Source organism: Streptomyces luteosporeus (assembly GCF_039532865.1).
Classification (GTDB): Bacteria; Actinomycetota; Actinomycetes; order Streptomycetales; family Streptomycetaceae; genus Streptomyces; species Streptomyces luteosporeus.
On sequence record NZ_BAAASL010000001.1, the window covers coordinates 61,924 to 86,245 of the forward strand.

Below are 24,322 nucleotides of genomic sequence, written 5' to 3' on the forward strand. Positions count from 1 at the left end.
CCCGCCACCCGGTCGCGTGGCAGGCTGGGAGCGCTGCCGACCACCGCTGCCGCAACCGCCGCCGACCGATCGAATCCATGAGGTACCGCAGATGAGCCCCGCCGAGCACGGCGAGACGCCCGCCCGCATCCTGATCGTGGACGACGAGCCCGCCGTCCGCGAGGCCCTGCGCCGCAGCCTGGCCTTCGAGGGCTACGCCACCGAGACGGCCGTCGACGGGCTGGACGCCGTGGAGAAGGTCGCCGCGTACGACCCCGAGCTGATCGTGCTCGACGTGCTGATGCCGCGCATGGACGGCCTGACCGCCGCCCGCCGCCTGCGCGCCTCCGGGGTGCGGGTGCCCATCCTGATGCTCACCGCCCGCGACACGGTCGGCGACCGGGTCACCGGCCTGGACGCCGGCGCCGACGACTACCTGGTCAAGCCGTTCGAGCTCGACGAGCTGCTGGCCCGCATCCGCGCCCTGCTGCGCCGCAGCTCGTACGCGGCCCCCGCCGCCCCGGCGGCCGCCGAGGAGCAGACGCTCTCCTTCGCCGACCTGACCATGAACCTCGCCACCCGCGAGGTCACCCGCGGCAGCCGGCGCGTGGAACTGACGCGCACGGAGTTCACCCTGCTGGAGCTGTTCCTGGCCCACCCGCGGCAGGTGCTCACCCGGGAGCAGATCCTGAAGTCCGTGTGGGGCTTCGCCTTCGAGCCGTCCTCGAACTCCCTGGACGTGTACGTGATGTACCTGCGGCGCAAGACCGAGGCCGGGGGCGAGCCGCGGCTGGTGCACACCGTCCGCGGAGTGGGGTACGTCCTGCGCAGCGGCGGCACCGGCAGCGGCGGCGCCGAATGAAACGGCTGATCCACCGGTTCCGTGTGCTGCCCCTGCGCTCCCGGCTCGCCCTGCTGACGGCCGCCGCCGTCGCCGTGGCCGTCGCCCTGGCGGCCGGCGCCTGCTGGGTCGTCACCAAGGAGCAGCTCGGCCACCAGCGGGACACCACCCTGTCCAACCAGCAGGTCGACGAGCGGGCCGTCCTGCAGCTCGTGCGCAGCTGCGGCACCAACCCCTCCGGCCTGCCGCCGGCCCCCGGCTCGTACACCATCCAGGTCGTCACGGCGAACGGCCTGGTGTGCACCACGCCCGGCAAACCCGCGATCAAGGTCGTCGGGGCCGACCTGGCCGTCGCCGCCGGACAGGCCGGCGAGGTCCTGCACGACGCCGTGGCCACCGACGGCCAGCGGATGCGCGTGGCGACCTACCGCTTCCCCAACCAGCAGGTCCTGCCCAACACCGCCGTCTCCATCGCCCAGCCGCTCAGCGACGTCGACAAACCCCTGGGCTCCCTGGCCGTCGTACTCGTGCTCACCGCCGGCGTGGGCGTCGTCCTCGCGGCGACCGCCGGCCTGTGGATCGCCCGCGCCGCCCTGCGCCCGGTCGACCGGCTCACCGGCGCCGTCGAACACATCGCCCGCACCCAGGACCTCGCCGTCCGCATCCCCGTGGAGGGGGACGACGAGATCGCGCGCCTGTCCAGCTCCTTCAACGCCATGACCGCCGCCCTGGCCTCCTCCCGCGACCGCCAGCAGCAGCTGATCGCCGACGCCGGACACGAGCTGCGCACCCCGCTCACCTCCCTGCGCACCAACATCGACCTGCTCGCCCGCAGCGAGGAGACCGGCCGGGCCATCCCGGCCGACGACCGCAAGGAGCTCCTCGCCAGCGTCCGCGCCCAGATGGCCGAGCTCGCCGCGCTCATCGGCGACCTGCAGGAACTCTCCCGGCCCGACGGGCCCGAGGGCAGCGGCCCCCTGCAGGTCGTGCCCCTCCACGAGGCGGTCGACCGCGCCCTGACCCGCGCCCGCCTGCGGGCCGCCGGCGCCGGGCTCACCATCGACGCGCACGTCGACCCGTGGTACGTGCGCGCCGAGGCGGGCGCGCTGGAGCGCGCAGTGGTCAACCTGCTCGACAACGCGGTCAAGTTCAGCCCGTCCGGCGGCGTGATCGAGGTACGGCTCGCGGACGGCGAACTGACCGTCCGCGACCACGGACCGGGCATCCCCGCCGACGAACTCCCGCACGTCTTCGACCGCTTCTGGCGCTCGCCCTCGGCCCGCAGCCTGCCCGGCAGCGGCCTGGGCCTGTCCATCGTCGCCCGCACGGTGCAGCAGGCGGGCGGCGAGGTCACGCTGCGCCCGGCGGACGGCGGCGGCACGGTGGCAACCGTGCGGCTGCCGGGAGCGGCGGTGGAGCCGCCGCCGCTTTAGCGGACGGGGCAGCGCCCCGAAGGGGCGCGGGGCCATGTTGATCTGCGGCTCCGCCGCGCGGGCGCGATCGGCCACCGACGGCCCGCAGCCGACGTGCCGTCCCGGTACTCCGTCGCAGGCGCGTCGTGGCTTGTCGCGCAGTTCCCCGCGCCCCTATGGGGCGCTGCCTTACGAGGTGCTGCCGGAGGATCCCACCGGCAGCGCGGCTGCCGACAGGTCTGCGCGGATGCCGTCGCGCTCCACCGTCACCGCCTGCAGGCGCAGGTCGTACTCCTTCGCCTGCGCAGGCAGCTGGAAGGACAGCGACAGCCGGTCGGCGAGCTCCGGCGGCTGCAGCTCCGACAGTGCAGTGAGCAGCTTCGGATCGACGCCCAGCTTCTCCAGCAGCCACGGGTGCTCGGCGAGGACGTCGACGAAGTTCAGCCGCATCAGCTCCTCGACGAACCGGGGCGTGCCCGCCACCTCGTGCAGGCGCTCCTCGCTGCGCAACGCCTGCGCCGCCACCGACGCCGGCACGCCCAGCCGCTCCGCGATCGCGGGAACGGACAGCAGCGCCTTCACCCGCGCCACATCCTTGCTGATGCGCTCGGCGGCCTCGCGGTGCAGCACCAGGCGCTTGTCCGTACCGCCGGGGTGGTAGGTCGCGACGCGGGGAATGTCCAGGCTCATGCCGTCGATCTCGGTGGCGATCCCGTCGTCGCCGGTACGGCGCAGGTGCGCCCGGGCCCGTACGACGAGCTCCTGGCCGGCCACGGCCAGCCGGCCTCTGGCGCCGATCGCGTTGCCGCCGAGGTCGCTGAACTTCACTTGTGAAGCGCCCAGTTCGCGGTTCATGTCGTCGAACGCGAGCAGGACGTTGCCCTCCAAGCGCCCGATGACCGCGCCGCGGACGTCCGCGGGCAGGTCACCGTGCAGCCGGATGTCACGGGCACTGGCGTGAACCCGGGCGAGCGAGACGCGGTCGGCGGCGACGTGCGGCACGGTGACGTCCACCTGGCGCAGACGCTTGCCCACCACCTGGGTCAGGAACGGAAATCCGCGGATATCGACCTGCGGCTGCGCCTGCAGGTGCAACGCCTTCTGCAATTGCTGCTGCGCCTTCTTCTCCGCGTACATCGCCGCACATCGGTCGGCCAGCAGAAGGATGGCGACGCCGGCGAGCGCGGCGAACAGCAGCTTCGTCGCCGTACGGTACGGCCTGCCGGCAGGGCGGTGGCGCGTGGGCCGCCTGCCCCGCTTGCGGTGCGGACGCGGGCCGCCGCGGCGGTGGTTGGGGGGAGACGACGGCTCGTCTGCGGCGACGATGCGGGCGGGTGTGATGCGCGTGTCAGGGGGGACGGAAGATATGCGTGTGGGGGTGCGCATCACCTCATCCCACCACGCGGGGACCCCTCGAACGCAAGCCCTACCGCCAGTAGTGACGCATTATTGGCGGCCGACCTCGCACCACAACATCTTCCCGGGCACCCCCGGGAACGCCCTCCCCGCCGACCAACTGCCCCACGCCTCGGCCAGCCTGCGCACGATCAGCAGCCCCCTGCCGCCCGCCGCCTCGACGTCCACGGCCGGAACCCTCCCCTTGCCCAGCCGCACGGGCCGCGCGAACGGCTCGGGGATGTCCGGGTTCGTGTCCCACACGCTGATCCGCACGCACTCCGCCCCGACCCGGCGGAGCCGGATCTCGGCGGGTCCGTCGGAGTGCAGGTACGTGTTCGCCACGAGCTCGCTGGCGACCAGCTCGGTGACGTCGGCCAGGTGCGTCAGACCGTGGCTCTGAACGACCGCGCGCAGGGTGACCCGCGCGACGTGCGCGGAGCGCGGGTCATGCGGAAGGGTGAGCGAGTAGGACCAGCAGTCTTCCGGCGATACGGTTGCCATGAGTGGCTCCTTGGCGGAGAGGTCGTCGTCGCGGCGCCGCGCGGTGTCATTGCCGCCCGTGCGGTGGGGCGGTGCGCTTCCGTTCGCGGCGGGGCTGCGACTCGGGAAGTGGCCTGGCTCACACCGTAGGCCCCTGGATGGCCTATATTCCACTCGCCTGTCGAAATACGGGCCAACGCCCCTCGTGTGGGTGACGATTGGGATCGGGAGGATGCCTGTGGCTTCAGCGGCGAGTCCAACGCTGCGCCAGCGGCGGCTGGGCGCGGAACTGCGCAAGCTCCGCGAAAGAGCAGGTCTGTCCACGTCGGCAGCAGCCGCGCTGCTCGGCGTCAACCAATCGCGAATCAGCAACATCGAGGCGGGCCGCTACGCGGTGAGCGCCGAACGGGTGCGGGCGCTGGCGCGCAACTACACCTGCGGCGACCGCGACCTGATCGAGGTCCTGGCAGGCATGACCGGAGGCCGCACCCGGGGGTGGTGGGAGGAGTACCGCGAGATCCTGGGTGCCGGGCTGCTGGACCTCGCCGAACTGGAGCATCACGCAAAGGCGTTGCGGGTGGCGGGCATCATGCACATCCCCGGCTTGCTCCAGACCGCTGCTCACGCGCGCGCCATGTTCAGCGCCGCCGTACCTCCGTTCGAACAGTACGAGGTCGAGCACCACGTGTCGTTCCGGATCACACGGCAGGCGGTCCTGGACCGGGCGCGATCGATGAACCTGACCGCGATTCTCCACGAGTCCGCGTTGCGCATGGGGTACGGGGGCCGGTCGACATCGCGTGCTCAGCTGCGCTATCTCATCGAGACGAGCGAGAGGGAGAACATCACCACACTGGTCCTTCCGCTCGGCAGCGGCGTATTCCCCGGCTCGGGGCAGCCGATCGTCTATGCCTGCGGTTCAGTGCCACAGCTTGACACCGTCGAGCTCGACTCGGAGCACGGCTGCGAGTTCCTCGATGCAGAAGCGCAATTGGAGCGCTACCGCGTCGTGCTGGACCGCATGGAGGCATGCGCCCTTAAGCCGGACGAGTCACGTGATCTCATCCATCGGATCGAATGCGAGCTGTGAGGGGTGTCGCGATGTCCGCCTTCTTGTGGCAGAAGTCGTCGTACAGCCACCAAGGTGCCAACTGTTTGAACATAGCTGCCTCGAATGACGGAACGTTGCGCTTACGGGAGAGCGACACCCCGGATGTCGTCCTGGCGCCGGCCGCACGCAGCCTCGGCGCGCTGCTGCGCGCCATCAAGTCCGGCTGGCCGTTGCCAGTCCCCTGAGACGCGATGGAGGTCCCTGGTGCCCGACTACCTGTGGCAGAAGTCGACTTACTGTGGCGAGGCATCGAACTGTCTGAACATCGCTGCCTCGGGCGACGGCAGTCCGCGCTTACGGGAGAGTGACACCCCGGACGTGGTGCTCGCGCTCGGGGCGCACAGCCTTGGTGCGCTGTTGCGTGCCATAAAGTCCGGCTGGCCGCCGCCGGTGCGGTGAAGCGGGTGCGGATGGGTGGGTTTGGTGGTGGAGTGTGCGCTGCGCCGCTGCGCGGCTTGGGGGGCGGAGGGCCGGGCTGCGCCCTGGGGGCCCACCCGCTGCGCGGCTGGAAGGGCGAGCCCGGGAGTGTGTGGGTGCGCGGAATCGGTTGCCTGGTGCAGTGAGGGTCGCCGCTGCGCGGCTTGAGGGGGTTGCCCCATGGTGGCGGCGTTTCCCTTTCTTGTGGGGTGGCTGCTCCGCTTCGCTGCGCTGTCAGGATGCCCGTACTGGGGTCGGGTGCCGTCTTGGTGGCGGAAACCCTCACGGGGGGTGCCGCCACGGTGAGGGGTAACGCGGTCAAGCCGCGCAGCGGCGGGCTTCACTGCGATCCCGGGGTGACCTCCGCCGTGCGGGGCTAGCCGTTCAGCCGCGCAGCGGCGCAGCTTCGCTTCATCACCCGCCCCGGTGCGGGGCACCGCTCCCGTGCGGGGTGTGCGCTTCCAGCCGCGCAGCGGGTGGGCCTCCGAGGGCGCAGCCCGGCCCTCCGCGCCCCAAGCCGCGCAGCGGCGCAGTTTCGCTTCGTCACCCGCCCCGGTGCGGGGCACCGCTCCCTTTCCGGGTGCGCGCTTCCAGCCGCGTAGCGGGTGGGCCGCCCAGGGCGCAGCCCGGCCCTCCGCCCCCCAAGCCGCGCAGCGGCGCAGCGCACACTCCGCCACCAGACCCACCGGGCCGCACCGCACCCGCGCCGCGCCACAGCGTCAACGCATCCAGATCGTCGACGTCGCCACGACCCGCGCCTTCTTCGGCTGCTCGGGGTTGCCGTAGCGGACCTCGAAGCGGGGGTGGGTGCGGGTGAACTCGCTGTCGACGATGCGGACCTGGGACGCCTTCTTCACCGTGCGGGTGGCGATGTCGCCGTCGAGGAAGAAGCCGAAGTCGCCCTTGGCCGGGGCGTAGACGAAGAACTCGCCGCCCGCGTAGCGCTTGCGGGCCACCTCGTCCGTCAGGACCAGCGACCAGTAGCCGACGCAGTGGCCCGCCGGGCACATGAAGCGGTACTCCGCGCGCAGTCCGTCGAGGTCCATGACGCTGAACGGGTTGTCGTCGCCCTGGGTGGCCTTCGCCGCGGCGACGGCAGGGGCGGCCGCCGTGGCAGCCGTCGCGGCCTGGGTCGCGGTCAGGGCGAGGGCGGCGGCCGCGACGGCGGTGGTGAGGGCGCGGAGGGCGGGGCGGCGTATCAAGGGGATCTCCAATCCGGCGGATGCGTGATCGCGCTGTAACCATGCGTGATCTTGGTGCGTGTCCGCCGGGCCCGCAACGCCGCGGGCAGAAAACCGGCCAACCGGGTGTCAGAGGACGTCCGGCAGGGGGTTCCGGGAGTTCACGAGCTGGACGCCCAGCGCCGACGCTTCGACGGTTTCGTTCCCGTGCGCGGTCGCGAGCCCGCCCGCGACGTTGGCGTCCACGTCCGCCTCCGCCGGGGCGGCGAGGGCCGCGCCCAGGCCGCACAGCAGAAGTGTTGCGGCGAGCGTGGTCATGGCGCGACGGTATGCGGCCTTCATCGTGAACTTCCCTTCCACGGCAGCCATTCCGCATCCCTCCTTACCGTCGGGCGGCTCCGCCCATGCCCGCCGTGCTCCCGCGCGCCCCCTGGTGCGCGCGGGAGCGGGGCGATCGGTTACTTCACGATCGGTTACTTCACGATCGTGATGCGGTCGGCCGCCGGCGGTGCCAGCGGGGCGGTCTTCGAGGAGTGGGCCGTCAGGTAGGCGACGAAGGCGTCGAGGTCGGAGAGGCCGACGCGCTTGTTCGTGCCGTCCTTGAAGACCGGGAAGCCGTCACCGCCGCCCATCAGGAACTCGTTGGCGGCGACGTGGTAGACCTTGCCGGGCTCGATCGGGGCCCCGTTGAGCTTGACCGAGGAGGCGACGATGCGGTCCGCGCCTTTCTTCGTCAGGTCCAGCGTGTAGGTCAGGCCCTTGCTGACCTGCAGGATCTTCGGCTGGGCCTCGTTCGGGCCGCTGACCTGCTGCTGCAGGGCGGCGATGACCTGGGCGCCGGTGAGGTCCTTGACCTGCATCATGTTGGTGAACGGCTGGACGGTGAACGCCTCGCCGTAGGTCACCACGCCGTCGCCCTCGCCGCCGGAGGCCTTGTAGGCGAGGTCGGAGCGGATGCCGCCGGGGTTCATGAAGGCGATCTGGGCGCCGCCCTTGTCAGCGGGGGCGAGGGCTTCGAGCTGGGCGTCGGTGATGACGTCGCCGAGGGGCTGCTCGTACGCCTCGGAACCGCGGCCGTTGATGTCGGCGGAGATGTAGCCGACCGGCTTGTTGGCGACCGGGGCGGCCAGGGCCTTCCAGCGGTCGATGAGCGCGGTCATGTCCGCGGCCTTGGGCTGGTTGCGGTCGACGACGTGGTTGCCGGTGCGCGGGTTCTTCGCCTCGGAGGCGTACGCGGGGGCGGCGGTCTTGACCGGCTTGCGGACGATGTCCTTGGTGTGGCGGTCGTAGGTCAGCGTGGTGTCGGTGTACAGGCGGCCGAAGGAGGCGGCCGAGGTCACCGTGCGGGGCGCGCCGGAGGGGTCGGGGATGGTGCACGCGTAGGCCTGGTGGGTGTGGCCCGTGACGAGGGCGTCGACCTTCGGCGTGACCTTCTTGGCGATGTCGACGATGGCGCCGGAGATGCCGGCGCCCGCACCCGGGGTGTCGCAGTTGTAGTTGTACGACCCGGAGGCCGGCATGCCGCCCTCGTGGATGAGCGCGACGATGGACTTCACGCCCTGGCGGTCGAGCTCCTTGGCGTACTTGTTGATCGTCTCGACCTCGTCGGCGAACTTCAGGCCCTTGACGCCCTCGGCGGTGACGACGTTGGGGGTGTCCTTCGTGGTGACGCCGATGAAGCCGACCTTCACGCCCTTGTGCTGCCAGATGGTGTAGGGCTTGAGGATGGGCTTGCCGGTCTTCTCGTCGGTGACGTTGGCGGCGAGGTAGGGGAAGTCCGCGCCCTGGAACTTCTTGCCCTTCTCGTAGCAGCCCTCCTTCGGGTGGCAGCCGCCGCGCTGCATGCGGGTCAGCTCGGTGCGGCCCTCGTCGAACTCGTGGTTGCCGACGGAGGTGACGTCGAGCTTCAGCTTGTTGAGCGCCTCGATGGTGGGCTCGTCGTGGAAGAGCCCGGACATCAGCGGGCTGGCGCCGATCATGTCGCCGGCCGCGGCGGTGATGGAGTACTCGTGGCCCTTGCGCGCGGTACGCAGGGAGTTGGCCAGGTACTCCACACCGCCCGCGGGTATGACCTTCTTCGTGCCGTCGGCCTCGGTCTCGGTGACGGTGCCGGAGGATCCCTGCGGCGGTTCGAGGTTGCCGTGCAGGTCGTTGAAGGACAGCAGCTGGACGTCCACCGTGCGGCCGTGGTCGTGGCGCGCGGACGCCGCCCCGGCGGGGGCGGCGGTGGACAGGACACCGGCGGTGGCGGCGAGCGCGGCTGCTGCGGTGGTCAGCCGTCGTGCGAGGCGCTTTCTCGGCGGCGTCGCGTGCATGTGTTCCCCTTTGTGCAGTTATGCCGTGGGTGTGCAGTGGGTGGATCGGAAGTGGTCGGCGGCAGCCTACGGTCAACGCGCGTAGCCGCACAGGAGGGGCGGAATGACGAAAGGGTTACGCCGCTTGACCGGAAGAGCGGTGCTGTGGCCTATTGAGGGCCGCAGAATTACTTAGGCAAGGCTTTCCTTGCCGCCTGTGCACCGCCTGTACGACAAGGAACACAGCCACCGTGACCACCCCGGCCACCCCCACCGCCGTCCCCTCCCCTCCGGTGGCCCCGGCCCTGCGCGCCCTCGCCGCGAGCCTGGGCGTGTGCGCGCTGTGGGCCGCAGCGGTGTGGACCGCGGTGCACCTGCGGGCGGATCCGCTCCTGCACGACGTGGCGCTGTTCGTGCACCTCGCCTGCCTGGTCGTCGGCTTCGGGGCCGTGCTGACCGTGGACTGGCTGGGGCTGCTGTGGCTGGCGGGGAAGCGGCCGCTCGGCGAGGTGCTGCGTACGTCGGCGGCCGTCCACGTCCCCATCTGGCTGGGGCTGGCGGGGCTCGTGGGCAGCGGCGTGCTGCTCCAGCCGTCCCTCTCGGCGCCCCTGACCCAGGTCAAGCTCGCCCTCGTCCTGCTCGTCGCGCTCAACGGGATCCACGCCCACGTCCTGCAGGAGAGGCTGACCGCCACGGCGGCGGCCGGCCGGGCGCTGCTCGTGCGCTGCGGCGTCACCGTCCTGGTCTCCCAGCTCGGTTGGTGGGGCGCCACCCTGATCGGCTTCCTCAACAGCCGCCGCTGACCGGGCCTCCGCGGGTGCCCGTCGTAGGCTCGCACCATGAGCGACGTGGTGAATGACGCGAGCGGGCAGCGGCGCATCGAGGTGCTGGAGGAGCTCCCGGCCGAACAGGTGGCGCAGGTGCGACGGCTGATCGCCGACGCGGCCGCCCTGGACGGGCAGCCGGCCGTCTCGGAGCAGGGGCGCCTGCAACTGGAGGGTCGGCGCGCGGGCGTACGGCACGTCCTGCTGCACGAGCGCGACGGCGAGCAGCGGCTGCTGGGGTACGGCCAGCTGGAGGAGGGCGACCCCGTGGAGGCGCCGGCGGGCGAGTTCGTGGTGCATCCCGACCACCGGGGGCGCGGGCACGGCCGCGTACTGGGCGGTGCGCTGCTCGCCGAGTCCGGCAAGCGGCTGCGGGTGTGGGCGCACGGGGGCCACCCGGCGGCGCGGCACCTGGCCCAGGTGCTGGGCCTGAGCCTGTTCCGCGAACTGCGGCAGATGCGCCGCCCGCTGGGCGACCTGCAGCTGGGGGAGCCGGTGCTGCCGGACGGTGTGAGCCTGCGGACGTTCCGGCCGGGCGCCGACGACGCGGCGTGGCTGGCGGTGAACGCGGAGGCGTTCGCGCACCACCCCGAGCAGGGGGCGCTCACCCAGCGGGACCTGGACGACCGCAAGGCGCAGCCCTGGTTCGACCCGGAGGGCTTCTTCCTCGCCGAGAAGGGCGGGGAGATCGTGGGCTTCCACTGGACGAAGGTGCACGAGGAGGAACACCCAGGAGAAGGCGGCCTCGGCGAGGTGTACGTCCTCGGCGTCCGGCCCGGGGCGCAGGGCGGCGGGCTCGGCAAGGCCCTTACGGCCGTGGGCCTGCGCCACTTGGCAGGCCGGGGCCTGCCGACGGCGATGCTGTACGTGGACGCGGACAATGCGGCGGCCGTGCGGGTGTACGAGGGGCTGGGGTTCGTGACGCACGAGGTGGACCTGATGTACCGCACTGAGGCGTAGCGCCTAGCGCCCCGTAGGGGCGCGGGGAACTGCGCGACAAGCCACGACGCGCCCGCAGGTGGAGTGCCGTGCGTCGGCTGCGGGCCGTGGGTGGCTGATCGCGCAGTTCCCCGCGCCCCTGCGGGGCGCCCCGGCCGGGGCGCGGATTGACACGGCCCGCGCCCCTCCCGCACCCTTTCACTAGTCAATTAGTGAAAGGGTTGAACGCGTGGTCGAGTTCCGCATCGACCGGCGCAGTGGAGTCGCCACGTACCTGCAGATCGTTCAGCAGGTCAAGCAGGCCCTGCGGCTCGGGCTGCTCGCGCCGGGGGACAAGCTGCCCACGGCCAAGGAGGTCGTCGCGGCCACCGCCATCAACCCCAACACCGTCCTGAAGGCCTACCGCGAGCTGGACCGCGAGGGCCTGGTCGAGGCGCGCCCCGGGCTGGGCACGTTCGTGCGGCGGTCCCTGGCCCGGCCGGGTGCTGCCGCCGACTCGCCGCTGCGCGCCGAGCTGGCCGACTGGACGGCACGGGCCCGTGCGGCCGGGCTGGACCGGGAGGACGTGGCGGCCCTGCTCACGTCCGTTCTGGAGGAGACGTTCCACGACGTGCGGGAGGGGACCGCGTGACCGACCTGACCGACCTGACCTTCGCGCCCGGCAGGACCGCCCTGGAGGCGGTCGGTCTCGGGGCGCGCCACCGCCGGCACCGCTGGGCGCTGCGCGAGTGCAGCTTCCGGGTGCCCGCCGGGCGCGTGTGCGCCCTCGTCGGGCCCAACGGGGCCGGCAAGTCCACGCTGCTGTCGCTGGCGGCCGGGCTGATGCGCCCGGCCGAGGGACGGCTGCGGGTGTTCGGCGGCGAGGCGGGCGGGGCCGGGGTGCGCCCCCGGGTCGCGTACGTCGCGCAGGACAAGCCGCTCTACCCCGACTTCACGGTGGCCGACACGCTGCGGATGGGCCGGCACCTCAATCCCGGCCGCTGGGACGCGGCCGGCGCCGAGCGGATCGTGCGCGGCGGCGACCTGTCGCCCGGCGCCCGGGTGGGGACGCTCTCCGGCGGCCAGCGCACCCGGCTCGCGCTCGCGCTGGCCCTGGGCAAGCGGCCCGAACTGCTGCTGCTCGACGAGCCGATGAGCGACCTCGACCCGCTGGTGCGCCACGAGATGACGGCCCTGCTGATGGCCGAGGCGGCCGAGCGCGGCACGACCGTCGTCATCGCCTCGCACATCCTCGCCGAGCTGGAGGAGGTGTGCGACTACCTGCTGCTGGTGGCCGGGGGCCGGGTGCGCCTGGCCGGCGAGGTGGAGGACCTGATCTCCGCGCACCGGCTGGTGGTGGGGCGCCACGAGGAGGCGGGCACGCCGCGCGCGTTCGCCCCGCACACGGTGGTGGAGTCGCGCACGACGGGCCGTCAGCTGACCGCGCTGCTGCGGACGGACGGTCCGGTGGCCGGTGCCTGGCAGGTGAGCGAGCCGACCCTGGAGGAGCTGCTCCTGGCCCACCTGCGCTCGCCCGGGGCGCCGCCGCTGCTCGCGCCGAGCGCGGAGCCGCGTACGCCCTCGTACCGCACGGCAACGGGACGCAAGGAGGCGGCGTGATGACGATGACCATCGAAGCGACGACAGCCGAGGAAGGAACGTTCCTGCAGTCGGCGGGGCGCACCCGCGGCGCCGCCTGGCTCGTCCTGCGGCAGCACCGCGTCGCCGCCTGGTCGGCCCTCGGCCTGCTGGCCGTGCTCGTGGGGGCGCTGGTGTGGCTGCGTTCCGGGATCACCGGCTACACGGGCGGCCACGAGGTGACCGGGCCCGGGAACGACGCCTTCCGGCACCTCAACGACACCTACGGCGACCCGCTGCACTACATCGGCCGGTTCCTGGAGTACCTTCCGCTGCTCGTCGGCGCGTTCGTCGCGGGCCCCGTGATCGGCCGGGAGCTGGAGAGCGGGACGTACCGGGTGGCCTGGACGCAGTCGCTGTCGCCCATGCGGTGGTTCGCGGCCAAGCTCGCCCTGCCGGCCGCGGCCCTCCTGGCCGGCGTCTCCGTGCTGTCGGCCACCTACGCCTGGACCTGGCGCAGCCTGCCCCTGGAACACCTGCCGGGCCAGTGGTGGTGGCGCAACACCGACATGCTCGGCCCCGTACCCGTCGCCCACGCCCTGCTCGGGCTCGCGGTGGGCGCCCTGGCCGGCCTGCTGGTGCGGCGGGCGCTGCCCGCCCTGGGCGTGACGATCCTCGCCCTCCCGGTGCTGCTGCTGCCGGTCCAGTGGCTGCGCGACCGCATGGTCGCCCCGGCGACCGAGCTCTCCCGGGACATGCCGGGCCTGATCAGGGGCAACAGCGACTGGATCGTCGGCCGCGGCATGGTCGACGCCTCCGGCGGCCACCTCCCCGAGCCGGACTGCGGCATCGGCGTGCGGCCCGAGGACTGCCTCGCGCAGCACCATGCGGTCGGCTGGTACCTGGAGTACCATCCCGGCTCCCACATGCAGCCCCTGCTGTGGGCCGAGGCGGGCGTGTGCACGGCCCTGGCGCTGCTGGTGGCCGGCGCGGCCGTGTGGGTCATGCGCCGCACCCACCCCTGAGGCCCTGGGACGGGGGCGCGGGAGCCGGAGATCCCCTGGATGCCATGTGGACGTTACCCGTGCTTAAACCACGGTTGCGAGCCTGGGCGAATGCAGCCCGCCCCGACCCGCGCCCCAGGGCGGCGGCTCCGCGCCGCCCCCGCCCCGGCCCCGGACGCGCCCGACCGGCCCGAGGCGCGGAACAATGAAGGTATGAGCCAGCCGTCGAGGATTCCGGCCCCGGACACCACGACCGACTCGGTGGGCTTCATCGCCGCCCACCGGCCGAACGCGGCCGTCGTCGCCGGCGTGCCGCAGGTGGGGGCCGATCTCGACGCCTTCGGGATCAAGGAGCTGGAGGCCGCCGGCGACGACGGCGCCGAGCCGCTGCCCGAGGGCCGCTTCCTGGACCGCGAGCGCAGCTGGCTCGCCTTCAACGAACGGGTGCTGGAGCTCGCCGAGGACCCGGCCACCCCCCTGCTGGAACGCGCCAACTTCCTGGCGATCTTCGCCAGCAACCTCGACGAGTTCTTCATGGTGCGCGTCGCCGGTCTCAAGCGCCGCATCGCCACCGGCGTGGCCACCCGCTCCGCCTCCGGGCTGCAACCGCGCGAGGTGCTGGAGCTGATCTGGACCCGCTCGCGCGAGCTCATGGCCCGGCACGCCGCCTGCTTCCAGCAGGACGTCGCCCCCGAGCTCGCCGACCAGGGCATCCACCTCATCCGCTGGCCCGAGCTGACCGACAAGGAGCAGGGCCGGCTCTTCACCCTCTTCCGGCAGCAGATCTTCCCCGTCCTCACGCCGCTGGCGGTCGACCCCGCGCACCCCTTCCCGTACATCTCCGGGCTCTCGCTCAACCTCGCCGTCGTCGTGCGCAACCCCGTCAGCGGCCACGACCACTTCGCACGCGTGAAGGTGCCGCCGCTGCTGCCGCGCTTCCTGGAGGCCTCCCCGCAGCGGTTCGTGCCGCTGGAGGACGTCATCGCGGCCCACCTGGAGGAGCTCTTCCCCGGCATGGAGGTGCTCGCGCACCACATGTTCCGGGTCACGCGCAACGAGGACCTGGAGGTCGAGGAGGACGACGCCGAGAACCTGCTGCAGGCGCTGGAGAAGGAGCTCATGCGCCGCCGCTTCGGCCCGCCCGTGCGCCTGGAGGTCGAGGAGACCATCGACCCCTACGTCCTCGACCTGCTGGTGCGCGAGCTGAAGATCTCCGACGCCGAGGTCTACCCGCTGCCCGGCCCGCTCGACCTGACCGCGCTGTTCACCATCGGCTCCCTGGACCGGCCGGAGCTGAAGTACCCCAAGTTCGTCGCCGGCACCCACCGCGACCTCGCCGAGGTGGAGTCCGCCTCCCCGCCCGACATCTTCGCCGCCCTGCGCGAGCGCGACGTGCTGCTGCACCACCCGTACGACTCCTTCTCCACCTCCGTACAGGCGTTCCTGGAACAGGCCGCCGCCGACCCGGACGTCCTGGCCATCAAGCAGACGCTCTACCGCACCTCCGGCGACTCGCCCATCGTCGACGCCCTCATAGACGCCGCCGAATCCGGCAAGCAGGTGCTCGTCCTCGTCGAGATCAAGGCCCGCTTCGACGAGCAGGCCAACATCAAATGGGCCCGCAAGCTCGAAGAGGCCGGCTGCCACGTCGTCTACGGCCTCGTGGGCCTCAAGACCCACTGCAAGCTCTCCCTCGTCGTCCGGCAGGAGGGCGACACCCTGCGCCGCTACTCGCACGTCGGCACCGGCAACTACCACCCCAAGACCGCCCGCCTCTACGAGGACTTCGGCCTGCTGACCGCCGACGCACAGGTCGGCGCCGACCTGTCCGACCTGTTCAACCGGCTCTCCGGCTACTCGCGCCGCGAGACCTACCGGCGCCTGCTCGTCGCCCCCCGCTCCCTGCGCGACGGGCTGATCCAGCGCATCGCCAGAGAAGTCGCCCACCACCGCGCCGGCCGGCCCGCCTCCATCCGCATCAAGGTCAACTCCATGGTCGACGAGGCCGTCATCGACGCCCTCTACCGCGCCTCGCGCGCCGGCGTCCCCGTCGACATCTGGGTACGCGGCATCTGCGCCCTGCGCCCCGGCGTCCCCGGACTGTCCGAGAACATCCGCGTGCGCAGCGTCCTCGGCCGCTTCCTCGAACACTCCCGCGTCTTCGCCTTCGCCAACGCCGGCGACACCGAAGTCTGGCTCGGCAGCGCCGACATGATGCACCGCAACCTCGACCGGCGCATCGAGGCCCTGGTCCGCGTCACCGACCCCGCCCACCGGGCCTCGCTGGGCAAGCTGCTGGAACTCGGCGTCTCCGACCACACCGCCTCCTGGCACCTGGGCCCCGACGGCGAATGGACGCGGCACGCCACCGACACCGACGGCCGGCCGCTGCGCAGCGTGCAGGAGATCCTCATCGACGCACGGAGGCGCCGGCGTGGCTCAGCTACCTCATGAAGCACCGGCGCCACTCGCAGCAGGCACGGACATGACCACGAGCGCGGGGGAGGTCCTCGCCGGCTACCTGCACGCCCAGGCCGTGGAATTCCTGCGCAGCCTGCGCCTGCACGCCGACAGCGGCGCCGACGCCGAGGACGCCGGCGAAGCCGCCCGCCTGCTGCGGCGCTCCGCCCGGCGCATCGCCGGCACCCTGCACGTCTACCGGCCCCTGACCGACCCCACCTGGACCGACCAGCTGCGCGGCGAACTCGGCTGGCTCTGCGACGTCATCGGCCGCGAACACGCCCACGCGGCACGGCTCGCCCGGCTGCGCGGCGCGCTGCACCGGCTCGCCGGCGCGGGCGGCCCCGCCACCGTCGGCGCCGCCCGCGCCGGGGCGCTGCTCGACCGGCAGCTCACCCTCGCCCGCACCCGCGCCCACTCCGCCGCCCTCCAGGCACTCGGCTCCGCCCGCTTCCACGCCGTCGCCGACGCGGTCGCCGTCCTCGCCTCCGAGGTGCCGCTCGACCCCCACGCCCGCGAGACGCCCGCCGCGGCGGCCCTGCCGCGCCTGGCCGACCAGGCGCACCGGCGCCTGACCGACGCCGTCGAGGCCCTGCCGCTCGCCACCGCCGGCCGCCCCTACAACGCCGAAGCCCTCGTGCACGGCCTCGTCGCCACCGCCGCCGCGGACGCACCGCCCGCCGAGACCCGGCAGGACGCGCCCTGGCACCAGGTACGGCGCCTGGTGCGGCTGCGGCGGTACGCGCAGGAAGTCCTCGACGAACAGGAACAGACCGAGGCCGAACCCTCGCTGTCCGTACGGCTGCTCGGCGCCGGCCAGGCCCTCGACCGGCACCGCGACGCCGCCGACGCCGCGGCGGCCGCGGCGGCCGCCGCCCGTACGCCGCGCATCGCCCCCGCCACGGCGTACGCGCTCGGCGTCCTGCACGCCGACCAGCGGCACGAGGTGGAAGCCGCACGCTACGCCTTCGGGCGCATGTGGCAGAGGATCGTGCCGTGACGCCGCCGTCTGCGCACGTGGTGCGGGCGGCGGGGTGCGTGCTGTGGCGGCGCGCCGCGCCGGGGCTCGGGCCGGTCGAGCTCGCCTTGGTGCACCGGCCGAAGTACGACGACTGGTCGCTGCCCAAGGGCAAGCTCAAGCGCGGCGAGGACGCGCTGAGCGGTGCGGTGCGGGAAGTACTGGAAGAGACCGGGATGCGGTGCGAGCCGGGGGCCCGGCTGCCGGTGTCCCGCTACCTGGTCGACGGGCGGCCCAAGGAAGTCCACTGGTGGGCGGCGGAAGCGGTGGGGGGCCGCTTCGTGCCCAGCCGCGAGGTCGACCGGCTGCTGTGGCTGGTGCCGGAGGCTGCGCGGTGGCGGCTGACGCACGACCGGGACCGGCCGCTGGTGGATGCGGTGCTGCGCGTGCTGGGGCTGTGAGGCCCTGAGGGTTGCCGCGGGGTGGTGCGGCCGGTGGGCCGGTTTGTGCCCACCCGTCCCGCCCAGCGGGACGATTGCCCACAAACCGGCGCGCGCGGCAGCGCTACGGCGTCGGCGCCAGGGACTGCCAGGTCAGCGTGAGTTCGCCCTGGCGCCAGCGCGTGGGGCCGTCCACGATCGGCCAGTCGGCCCGCAAGGCGGTCGCCGTGCGGATCCAGCGTTGGCGGGCGCTGAGCGCGCCGTACGGGGCCGCCGCCGCCCACGCGCGGTCGAAGTCGCGCAGGAAGGCGTGCACCGCCTCCCCCGGCACGTTGCGGTGGATGAGCGCCTTCGGCAGGCGTTCGGCCAGGTCGGAGGGGGTGCCGAGGGATCCGAGGCGGGCCGCGAAGGTGATCGTGCGGGGTCCTTCCGGGCCGAGGGCCACCCATACGTGCCGGCGCCCGATCTCGTCGCACGTGCCCTCGACGAGCAGTCCGTCCGGTGCGAGCCGCCCGCACAGCCGTTGCCAGACGGCGGTGACCTCGTCCTCGTCGTACTGCCGCAGCACGTTGGCCGCGCGGATGAGGAGGGCGCGCCGGCCGGCGGGCAGGGGTACTTCGAAGCCGCCGTGGGCGAAGGCGAGGCCGTCGCGTTCGTACGGCTTGGCCGCGGCGACGCGGGCGGGGTCGATCTCGATGCCGACGACTTCCGCGTCGGGGCGGACGGTGCGCAGCCGTCCGAGCAGTTCGACGGCGGTCCAAGGGGCGGCGCCGTAGCCGAGGTCGACGGCGACGGGGTCGGTGCTGCGCCGCAGTGCCGGGGCGTGGGCGGCGGTGATCCAGCGGTCCATGCGGCGCAGCCGGTTGGGGTTGGTGGTGCCGCGGGTGGCGGAGCCGACGGGGCGGGCGGGCCTAGGCACGGCGGGCCCCGTCGTCGTCCCAGGCGCGGGTGTCGGAGACGTTCGCGGCGGCCTGGCGGCCGGCCTCGGCGGCGTCGCCGGCGCGCAGGGCGGTGAGCAGGGTCTCGTGGCCGACGGGGTCGGCGCCCTGGAAGCCGGGGGTGGCCCAGGCGCCGGCCATGGCGGTGCGCAGGGGGCCGGCGAGGTTGCGGTAGAGCTCGGCGAGCAGGGGGTTGCCGGAGGCGTCGGCGACGCCGCAGTGGAAGGCCCAGTCGGCCTCGACCCAGGCTTCGAAGTCGCCGGCGTGCCAGGCGGCGGCGCGTCGTTCGAGGGTGTGGTGGAGCGTGTCGAGGGCGCTCTCGTCGGCCCGTACGGCGGCGAGGCGGGCGGCCTGGGCGTCGAGGCCCTCGCGGACTTCGAGGAGCTGGCCGAGGTCGCTGTCGCCGTAGAGGCGGGCGACGGCGCCGGACAGTTCGCTCTTGGCGCGTACGTAGGTGCCGTCGCCGCGCCGGACCTCCAGCAGCCCGGTGTGGGCGAGGGCGCGCACGGCTTCGCGGACGGTGCCGCGGGCGACCTGGAGCTGGCGCATCAGTTCGGGTTCGGGCGGGATGCGGGTGCCGACGGGCCAGTCGCCGGAGGCGATGCGGGCCCGGATGCGGTGGATGACCTCGTCGGAGAGGGCGGGGCGGCGCACCGGTTCGAGGGCCGGTTCCTTGCTCATGCGGTCACCGTACCGCCCGGTCGGCGGCGACATTGCACGTTGGACATCAAACGTCGGACGTCTTACCTTCGTGTCATGATTTCGCTCGCCAGTGCGAGGGCGCTCGTCGCGGTCCTCCTCATCGCCCTCAATCTGCGCCTGGGCATCAGCAGCGCCGCCGCCCTCCTCGACGCGCTGCGCTCGACCGTGGGCCTGTCGCCGTTCGGCGCGGCCCTGCTGCCCGCCCTGCCGACCCTGTGCTTCGCCGCCGCAGGTGCCACCGCCGCGACCCTGACGCGGCGCCTGGGCACCGACCGCACGGTGCACGCCGCCCTCGCCGCCCTGGCCGCCGGGCTCGCCGTACGGGCCGTACCGCACCCGGCTGCGCTGCTGGGCGGCACCGTCCTCGGCATGTGCGGGCTCGCCCTGTGCAACGTCCTGCTGCCCACCCTCGTGCGCACCCGCTTCCCCCACCGCATCGGGCTGGTCACCGGCCTGTACACCACCGCCCTCGCCCTGGGTGCCGCCGTCGCCTCCGCCGCGGCCGTCCCGCTGGCGCGCGCCGCCGGTTCGCCGTCCCTGGGCCTGGCCGCCTGGGCGCTGCCCGCCGTCCTCGCCGCGGCGGTGTGGGCGGGCGCGCCCCGGCAGGGCGCCGCGCGGCCGGCCCGGCAACGGGCGAGCCTGCGCTCCGTGGCCCGGACGCGGCTGGGCGTCCTGGTCACCGCCTACTTCGGGCTGCAGGCGCTGAACGCCTACGCCATCACCGGCTGGCTGCCCTCCCTGCTGGCCGACCACGGGATGCCGCAGGAGCGGGCGGGCGTCGTCCTCGCCGTCACGCAGGCCGTCGGCATCCCCGTCTCCTTCGCCGTGCTGGCCACGACCGGGGGTGCCGCGGGGCCGCGGCGGCCGGGCACGGCGTTCGTCGCGGTGTCGGCGGCGATGCTGGCGGGCTTCGCCGGGCTGCTGGCGGCGCCCGTCGCGCTGCCGGTGCTGTGGGCGGTGCTGGTGGGGATCGGGCTGTCGTCGTTCCCGCTGGTCCTGGCCGTCATCGCGCGCAGCGGCGGCGACGCCGCGCAGACGACGGCCCTGTCCACGCTGGCCCAGTCCGCCGGCTACCTGCTGGCGACCGGCGGGCCGCTGGCGTTCGGGCTGCTGCACGACGCCACCGGCGGCTGGCGGGCGCCCATGCTCCTGCTGCTGGTGACGGCGGCCGCCCAGCTGGTCGCCGGCGTTGCGCTCGCCCGCCATCGATCGGGAGGCGGCGAGCCGCTTACGTCACTCTTTGGTAAACCGGAAATGGAGACCCGCCTTCGGGACGTTGCCACCAGTCGACGGGGCGAGTAGCCGCAGGGAGGAAGAACCCCGCGGCGGACGGAGGAACAGACGGTGAGCCAGTACGCAGCCAGGCTCGGTGCGCGGCGCGGACGTACGCTCGGTTCCTTCGCCAAGCCGCCACTGCGCCGCCTCGGCGCCCGGCGTCCGCGGCGGGTGGCCATGCTGAGCGTGCACACCTCGCCCCTGCACCAGCCCGGTACGGGCGACGCGGGCGGCATGAACGTGTACATCGTCGAGCTCGCCAAGCGGCTCGCCGACCAGGGCATCGAGGTCGAGGTCTTCACCCGCGCCACCACCGCGGCCCTGCCGCCCACCGTGGAACTGGCGCCCGGCGTGCTCGTCCGGCACATCGACGCCGGGCCGTACGAGGGGCTGGCCAAGGAGGAGCTGCCCGCCCAGCTGTGCGCCTTCACCCATGGCGTGATGCAGGCGTGGGCCGGTCACCGGCCCGGCTACTACGACCTCGTCCACTCCCACTACTGGCTCTCCGGCCATGTCGGCTGGCTCGCCGCCCAGCGCTGGGGCGTCCCGCTCGTCCACGCCATGCACACCATGGCCAAGGTCAAGAACGCCGCCCTGGCCGAGGGCGACACCCCCGAACCCGCCGCCCGCGTGATCGGCGAGACCCAGATCGTGCGCGCCGCGGACCGGCTGATCGCCAACACCGAGGGCGAGGCCGGCGAGCTGATCCACCACTACGACGCCGATCCCGCGAAGGTCGCCGTCGTGCACCCCGGTGTGAACCTCGAACGCTTCCGTCCCGTCCCGGGCGGCCGGGCCGCCGCCCGCGAGCGCCTGGGGCTGCCCGCCGACGCCCTCGTCCCGCTGTTCGCCGGCCGCATCCAGCCGCTGAAGGCCCCCGACGTCCTGCTGCGGGCGGTGGCCGAGCTGCTGGACCGGGCGCCGGGGCTGCGCCGCCGGATCGTCGTGCCCGTCGTCGGCGGGCCCAGCGGCAGCGGCCTGGCCAAGCCGGAGGGCCTGCAGAAGCTCGCGGCCCGGCTCGGCATCGCCGACGTCGTCCGCTTCCACCCGCCGGTCGGCCAGGACAGCCTCGCCGACTGGTACCGGGCCGCCTCCGTCCTCGTCATGCCGTCCTACAGCGAGTCCTTCGGGCTGGTGGCCGTCGAGGCCCAGGCGTGCGGCACCCCGGTGGTCGCGGCCGCGGTCGGCGGCCTGCCGGTGGCCGTCGCGGACGGCCGCAGCGGCATCCTCGTCGAGGGCCACGACCCGGCCGACTACGCCAGTGCGCTCGCCCGGTTCGCCGACGACCCGCAGCTGAGCGAGCGCATGGGGCAGGCCGCGGCCCGCCACGCGCAGTCCTTCGGCTGGGACGCGGCGGCCGCCGCCACGGCCGAGGTGTACACCGCGGCGATGGGCGAGGGCAGGCGTCGCCTACGCTCGGCACATGTCTGATCGGACCACGCCCGCAGCGAAGGCCGTCATCGAGCGCACGCTGCGCGAGGCGGACCTGGAGTGGGAGAGCCCCGCCGACGGCACGTACGTCGTCAAGCTCCCCGGTACGCGCAAGCTGTCGACGACCGTCTCGCTGAAGGTCGGCAGGCACTCCCTGTCCGTCAACGCCTTCGTCGTGCGCTGCCCCGACGAGAACCACGCGGCCGTGCACCGGTGGCTGCTGGAGCGCAACACCAGGCTGTACGGGGTGGCCTACGCGATCGACCACCTCGGCGACGTCTACCTGGTGGGCCGGCTGCCGCTGGCGGCGGTGACCCCCGAGGAGATCGACCGGATCCTGGGGACCGTCCTGGAGCACGCGGACGGCAGCTTCAACACGCTGCTGGAAATGGGGTTCGCCGAGGCGATCCGCAAGGAGTACGCGTGGCGCACGGCGCGCGGGGAGTCCACGCGCAACCTGGAGGCGTTCTCCCGCCTGACGCGGGACGAGCCGTCGTCAGGCTGACGCGGCCTTCGTCTTCGTATCCGCCTTCGTCTCCGGCCGGGTGGCCGGCTCCGGAACAGTGGTGTCCTCCGCCGGCAGGCCGCACATCAGGAGCCAGTACCCGGCGGCGGCGAGCGCGCCGACCGCCGCGCAGACCGCCCACAGCACCTCCGCCCCCCAGTGGTCGATCAGCGTGCCGCCCACCAGCGGGGCGACCAGCGCGGCCACCGACCACGACAGCGAGTAGACGCCCTGGTAGCGCCCGCGTCCCTGGGCGGGGGAGAGCCGCACGACGAGGCTCATCTGGGTCGGCGAGTTGATGATCTCGGCGAACGTCCAGACGACGACGGTCAGCATGTAGAAGCCGATCGAGCCGGCGAAGGCGGTCAGTCCGAAGCCGCAGCCGGCGAGCAGCGCCGAGACGGTCAGCAGCCGGCGCGGGTCGCCGTGCTCGATGAACCGGGTGAGAGGGATCTGCAGGGCCACGATCAGTACGCCGTTGACCGCGATGACCGCGCCGTAGTCGCCGGGGGAGAAGCCGTCGGCGCCCATGGCCACCGGCAGGGCGACCGAGTGCTGCATGAAGACGAAGGCCATCAGGAAGGACAGCCCGACCACCCCCATGAACCGGCCGTCGCGCAGCACGGTGCCCAGGCTGACCGGGCGCTCGTCCGGCGTGCCGGCGGCGTCGGCGGCGGTCTGCTCGGGCCGGGACTCGGGCAGCTTCCAGAACACCAGCAGGGCGCAGACGAGGGTCAGCGCGGCTTCGCCGAGGAAGCCGATGAGGTAGCTGTAGGAGGCGACGACGCCGGCGGCCAGCGAGGAGAAGGCGAAGCCGAGGTTGATGGCCCAGTAGTTGAGCGTGAAGGCGCGGACGCGGTCCTCGGGCGGGACGATGTCGGCCATCATCGCCTGCACCGCCGGGCGGGAGGCGTTGGAGGCCATGCCGACGAGGAAGGCGACGGCGGCGATGGCCAGCGGGTGCTGCACGAAGCCGAGCAGGGCGACGGAGGCGGCGGTGGACAGCTGGGCCACCAGCAGCGTGGGGCGCCGGCCGAGCCGGTCGGCCATCACGCCGGCGACGAGGGAGGAGATCACCCCGCCGAGGCCGTGCAGGGCGGCGACCAGGCCGGCGTACGAGGCGGAGTAGCCGCGGTCGATCGTCAGGTAGAGGGACAGGAAGGTCGCGACGAAGGCGCCCAGCCGGTTGATCAGGGTCGAGGTCCACAGCCACCAGAACTGCCGCGGCAGCCCCGACACGCTTTCGCGAGCGGCCCTTCCGATACGTGCTACCGACATTCCCGCGCCCCCGATGTAAGTGGTGCCAACAGGGATCGCACGCTACTGAAATGATCGTGTCCACGCCATTCAATTGACGATCGGCGTCAAACGTCCGGGGCGCGAGGCGCTCGGCCCGTCGATTACGCTCAAGGGCATGGCCGACGCACCGTACAAGCTGATCCTCCTCCGCCACGGCGAGAGCGAGTGGAACGCGAAGAACCTGTTCACCGGCTGGGTGGACGTCAACCTCAACGAGAAGGGCGAGAAGGAGGCACTCCGCGGCGGTGAGCTGCTGAAGGACGCCGGCCTGCTGCCCGACGTGGTCCACACCTCCCTGCAGAAGCGCGCCATTCGCACCGCGCAGATCGCCCTGGAGGCCGCCGACCGCCACTGGATCCCCGTCCACCGCTCCTGGCGGCTGAACGAGCGCCACTACGGCGCGCTGCAGGGCAAGGACAAGGCCCAGACCCTGGCGGAGTTCGGCGAGGAGCAGTTCATGCTCTGGCGCCGCTCCTACGACACCCCGCCGCCGGCCCTCGAGGACGGCTCGGAGTTCTCGCAGAGCGACGACCCGCGCTACGCGTCCATCCCCGGCGAGCTGCGCCCGCGCACCGAGTGCCTCAAGGACGTCGTCACCCGCATGCTGCCGTACTGGTACGACGGCATCGTCCCGGACCTGATCGCCGGCCGCACCGTCCTGGTCGCCGCGCACGGCAACTCGCTGCGCGCCCTGGTCAAGCACCTGGACGGCATCTCCGACGCCGACATCGCGGGCCTGAACATCCCCACCGGCATTCCGCTGGCCTACGAGCTCGACGCCGACTTCCGCCCGGTCACCCCCGGTGGCCGCTACCTCGACCCGGAGGCCGCCAAGGCCGCCATCGAGGCCGTGAAGAACCAGGGCAAGAAGAAGTAG

At 73.1% G+C, this 24,322-nt stretch carries 25 protein-coding genes; 17 read left to right on the forward strand and 8 right to left on the reverse strand.

Annotation, left to right across the window (positions count from 1 at the left end):
* Positions 1–91 precede the first annotated feature (91 nt).
* Both ABD361_RS00320 and ABD361_RS00325 read left to right on the forward strand, forming a co-directional pair.
* Positions 92–841 (forward strand): response regulator transcription factor, encoded by a 750-nt coding sequence (locus ABD361_RS00320; protein WP_344432512.1) that lies wholly within the window; start codon positions 92–94, stop codon positions 839–841.
* Positions 838–2,253: a sensor histidine kinase gene (locus tag ABD361_RS00325; RefSeq protein ID WP_344432514.1), complete on the forward strand. Its 1,416-nt coding sequence runs from the start codon at positions 838–840 to the stop codon at positions 2,251–2,253. Before ABD361_RS00320 ends, ABD361_RS00325 begins: the two co-directional genes overlap by 4 nt.
* 168 nt (positions 2,254–2,421) lie before the next feature.
* Here ABD361_RS00325 and ABD361_RS00330 read toward each other — a convergent pair whose 3' ends face one another.
* Both ABD361_RS00330 and ABD361_RS00335 read right to left on the reverse strand, forming a co-directional pair.
* Complete coding sequence (locus ABD361_RS00330; RefSeq protein WP_344432515.1) at positions 2,422–3,618, reverse strand: LmeA family phospholipid-binding protein; 1,197 nt, start codon at positions 3,616–3,618, stop codon at positions 2,422–2,424.
* Positions 3,619–3,678: 60 nt separating this feature from the next.
* Positions 3,679–4,131 (reverse strand): ATP-binding protein, encoded by a 453-nt coding sequence (locus ABD361_RS00335; RefSeq protein WP_344432517.1) that lies wholly within the window; start codon positions 4,129–4,131, stop codon positions 3,679–3,681.
* Positions 4,132–4,342: 211 nt separating this feature from the next.
* On the opposite strand from ABD361_RS00335, the gene ABD361_RS00340 reads away from it, so the two are divergent.
* Genes ABD361_RS00340 through ABD361_RS00350 form a run of 3 tightly spaced genes read left to right on the forward strand, consistent with a single transcriptional unit; the run spans position 4,343 to position 5,620 of the window.
* Complete coding sequence (locus ABD361_RS00340) at positions 4,343–5,200, forward strand: helix-turn-helix domain-containing protein (protein ID WP_344432518.1); 858 nt, start codon at positions 4,343–4,345, stop codon at positions 5,198–5,200.
* An 11-nt stretch (positions 5,201–5,211) separates the two neighbouring features.
* Entirely contained in the window at positions 5,212–5,406 is a 195-nt protein-coding gene (locus tag ABD361_RS00345; protein ID WP_344432519.1) for a DUF397 domain-containing protein, read from the forward strand.
* A gap of 19 nt (positions 5,407–5,425) precedes the next feature.
* Positions 5,426–5,620: a DUF397 domain-containing protein gene (locus ABD361_RS00350; RefSeq protein ID WP_344432520.1), complete on the forward strand. Its 195-nt coding sequence runs from the start codon at positions 5,426–5,428 to the stop codon at positions 5,618–5,620.
* Between the two features lie 737 nt (positions 5,621–6,357).
* Here ABD361_RS00350 and ABD361_RS00355 read toward each other — a convergent pair.
* The 3 genes from ABD361_RS00355 to ABD361_RS00365 all read right to left on the reverse strand — a co-directional run bounded on the left by ABD361_RS00355 (position 6,358) and on the right by ABD361_RS00365 (position 9,134).
* On the reverse strand, positions 6,358–6,840 hold the full coding sequence (locus ABD361_RS00355) for a hypothetical protein (protein WP_344432521.1): 483 nt from the start codon (positions 6,838–6,840) through the stop codon (positions 6,358–6,360).
* Positions 6,841–6,948: 108 nt separating this feature from the next.
* On the reverse strand, positions 6,949–7,188 hold the full coding sequence (locus ABD361_RS00360; protein WP_344432522.1) for a hypothetical protein: 240 nt from the start codon (positions 7,186–7,188) through the stop codon (positions 6,949–6,951).
* Positions 7,189–7,292: 104 nt separating this feature from the next.
* Entirely contained in the window at positions 7,293–9,134 is a 1,842-nt protein-coding gene (locus ABD361_RS00365; RefSeq protein ID WP_344432523.1) for a bifunctional metallophosphatase/5'-nucleotidase, read from the reverse strand.
* 230 nt (positions 9,135–9,364) lie between these two features.
* On the opposite strand from ABD361_RS00365, the gene ABD361_RS00370 reads away from it, so the two are divergent.
* The 8 genes from ABD361_RS00370 to ABD361_RS00405 all read left to right on the forward strand — a co-directional run bounded on the left by ABD361_RS00370 (position 9,365) and on the right by ABD361_RS00405 (position 17,316).
* Positions 9,365–9,916 (forward strand): hypothetical protein, encoded by a 552-nt coding sequence (locus ABD361_RS00370; protein WP_344432524.1) that lies wholly within the window; start codon positions 9,365–9,367, stop codon positions 9,914–9,916.
* A 36-nt stretch (positions 9,917–9,952) separates the two neighbouring features.
* Positions 9,953–10,897 carry a mycothiol synthase gene (gene mshD, locus ABD361_RS00375; protein WP_344432525.1) on the forward strand — a complete coding sequence of 315 codons (945 nt, stop codon included), beginning with the start codon at positions 9,953–9,955 and terminating at the stop codon, positions 10,895–10,897.
* Positions 10,898–11,105: 208 nt separating this feature from the next.
* Positions 11,106–11,507, forward strand: coding sequence for a GntR family transcriptional regulator (locus ABD361_RS00380; RefSeq protein ID WP_344432526.1), 402 nt, complete (start codon positions 11,106–11,108; stop codon positions 11,505–11,507).
* A complete protein-coding gene (locus ABD361_RS00385; protein WP_425583097.1) occupies positions 11,504–12,475 on the forward strand; it encodes an ABC transporter ATP-binding protein in 972 nt (323 codons plus the stop codon). Before ABD361_RS00380 ends, ABD361_RS00385 begins: the two co-directional genes overlap by 4 nt.
* Entirely contained in the window at positions 12,475–13,458 is a 984-nt protein-coding gene (locus tag ABD361_RS00390) for a hypothetical protein (protein ID WP_344432527.1), read from the forward strand. The genes ABD361_RS00385 and ABD361_RS00390 overlap by 1 nt, the downstream gene beginning before the upstream one ends.
* A gap of 192 nt (positions 13,459–13,650) precedes the next feature.
* Positions 13,651–15,891, forward strand: a complete 2,241-nt coding sequence (locus ABD361_RS00395) for an RNA degradosome polyphosphate kinase (protein ID WP_344432528.1) — start codon at positions 13,651–13,653, stop codon at positions 15,889–15,891.
* A gap of 31 nt (positions 15,892–15,922) precedes the next feature.
* Positions 15,923–16,897: a CHAD domain-containing protein gene (locus tag ABD361_RS00400; protein WP_344432529.1), complete on the forward strand. Its 975-nt coding sequence runs from the start codon at positions 15,923–15,925 to the stop codon at positions 16,895–16,897.
* Positions 16,894–17,316: an NUDIX hydrolase gene (locus tag ABD361_RS00405; protein WP_344432530.1), complete on the forward strand. Its 423-nt coding sequence runs from the start codon at positions 16,894–16,896 to the stop codon at positions 17,314–17,316. The genes ABD361_RS00400 and ABD361_RS00405 overlap by 4 nt, the downstream gene beginning before the upstream one ends.
* Before the next feature lie 103 nt (positions 17,317–17,419).
* On the opposite strand, the gene ABD361_RS00410 is transcribed toward ABD361_RS00405, so the two are convergent.
* Entirely contained in the window at positions 17,420–18,214 is a 795-nt protein-coding gene (locus ABD361_RS00410; RefSeq protein WP_344432531.1) for a class I SAM-dependent methyltransferase, read from the reverse strand.
* Positions 18,207–18,914: a FadR/GntR family transcriptional regulator gene (locus tag ABD361_RS00415; RefSeq protein ID WP_344432532.1), complete on the reverse strand. Its 708-nt coding sequence runs from the start codon at positions 18,912–18,914 to the stop codon at positions 18,207–18,209. Before ABD361_RS00415 ends, ABD361_RS00410 begins: the two co-directional genes overlap by 8 nt.
* 75 nt (positions 18,915–18,989) lie before the next feature.
* Here ABD361_RS00415 and ABD361_RS00420 point away from each other — a divergent pair, with 75 nt between their 5' ends.
* The 3 genes from ABD361_RS00420 to ABD361_RS00430 are packed head-to-tail and all read left to right on the forward strand — an operon-like array spanning position 18,990 to position 22,146.
* Entirely contained in the window at positions 18,990–20,237 is a 1,248-nt protein-coding gene (locus tag ABD361_RS00420; protein WP_344432533.1) for an MFS transporter, read from the forward strand.
* A gap of 42 nt (positions 20,238–20,279) precedes the next feature.
* Positions 20,280–21,641, forward strand: a complete 1,362-nt coding sequence (gene mshA / locus ABD361_RS00425; protein ID WP_344432534.1) for a D-inositol-3-phosphate glycosyltransferase — start codon at positions 20,280–20,282, stop codon at positions 21,639–21,641.
* The gene (locus ABD361_RS00430; protein ID WP_344432535.1) at positions 21,634–22,146 is read left to right on the forward strand and encodes a type III secretion system chaperone family protein; all 513 of its coding nucleotides are present in this window, start codon (positions 21,634–21,636) and stop codon (positions 22,144–22,146) included. Before mshA ends, ABD361_RS00430 begins: the two co-directional genes overlap by 8 nt.
* Here the strand turns inward: ABD361_RS00430 and ABD361_RS00435 are convergent.
* Positions 22,138–23,424 carry an MDR family MFS transporter gene (locus ABD361_RS00435; RefSeq protein ID WP_344432536.1) on the reverse strand — a complete coding sequence of 429 codons (1,287 nt, stop codon included), beginning with the start codon at positions 23,422–23,424 and terminating at the stop codon, positions 22,138–22,140. The two genes, ABD361_RS00430 and ABD361_RS00435, sit on opposite strands and share 9 nt — an antisense overlap.
* A 136-nt stretch (positions 23,425–23,560) precedes the next feature.
* Between ABD361_RS00435 and ABD361_RS00440 the strand changes: the two genes are divergently transcribed.
* Positions 23,561–24,322, forward strand: a complete 762-nt coding sequence (locus ABD361_RS00440) for a phosphoglyceromutase (protein WP_344432537.1) — start codon at positions 23,561–23,563, stop codon at positions 24,320–24,322.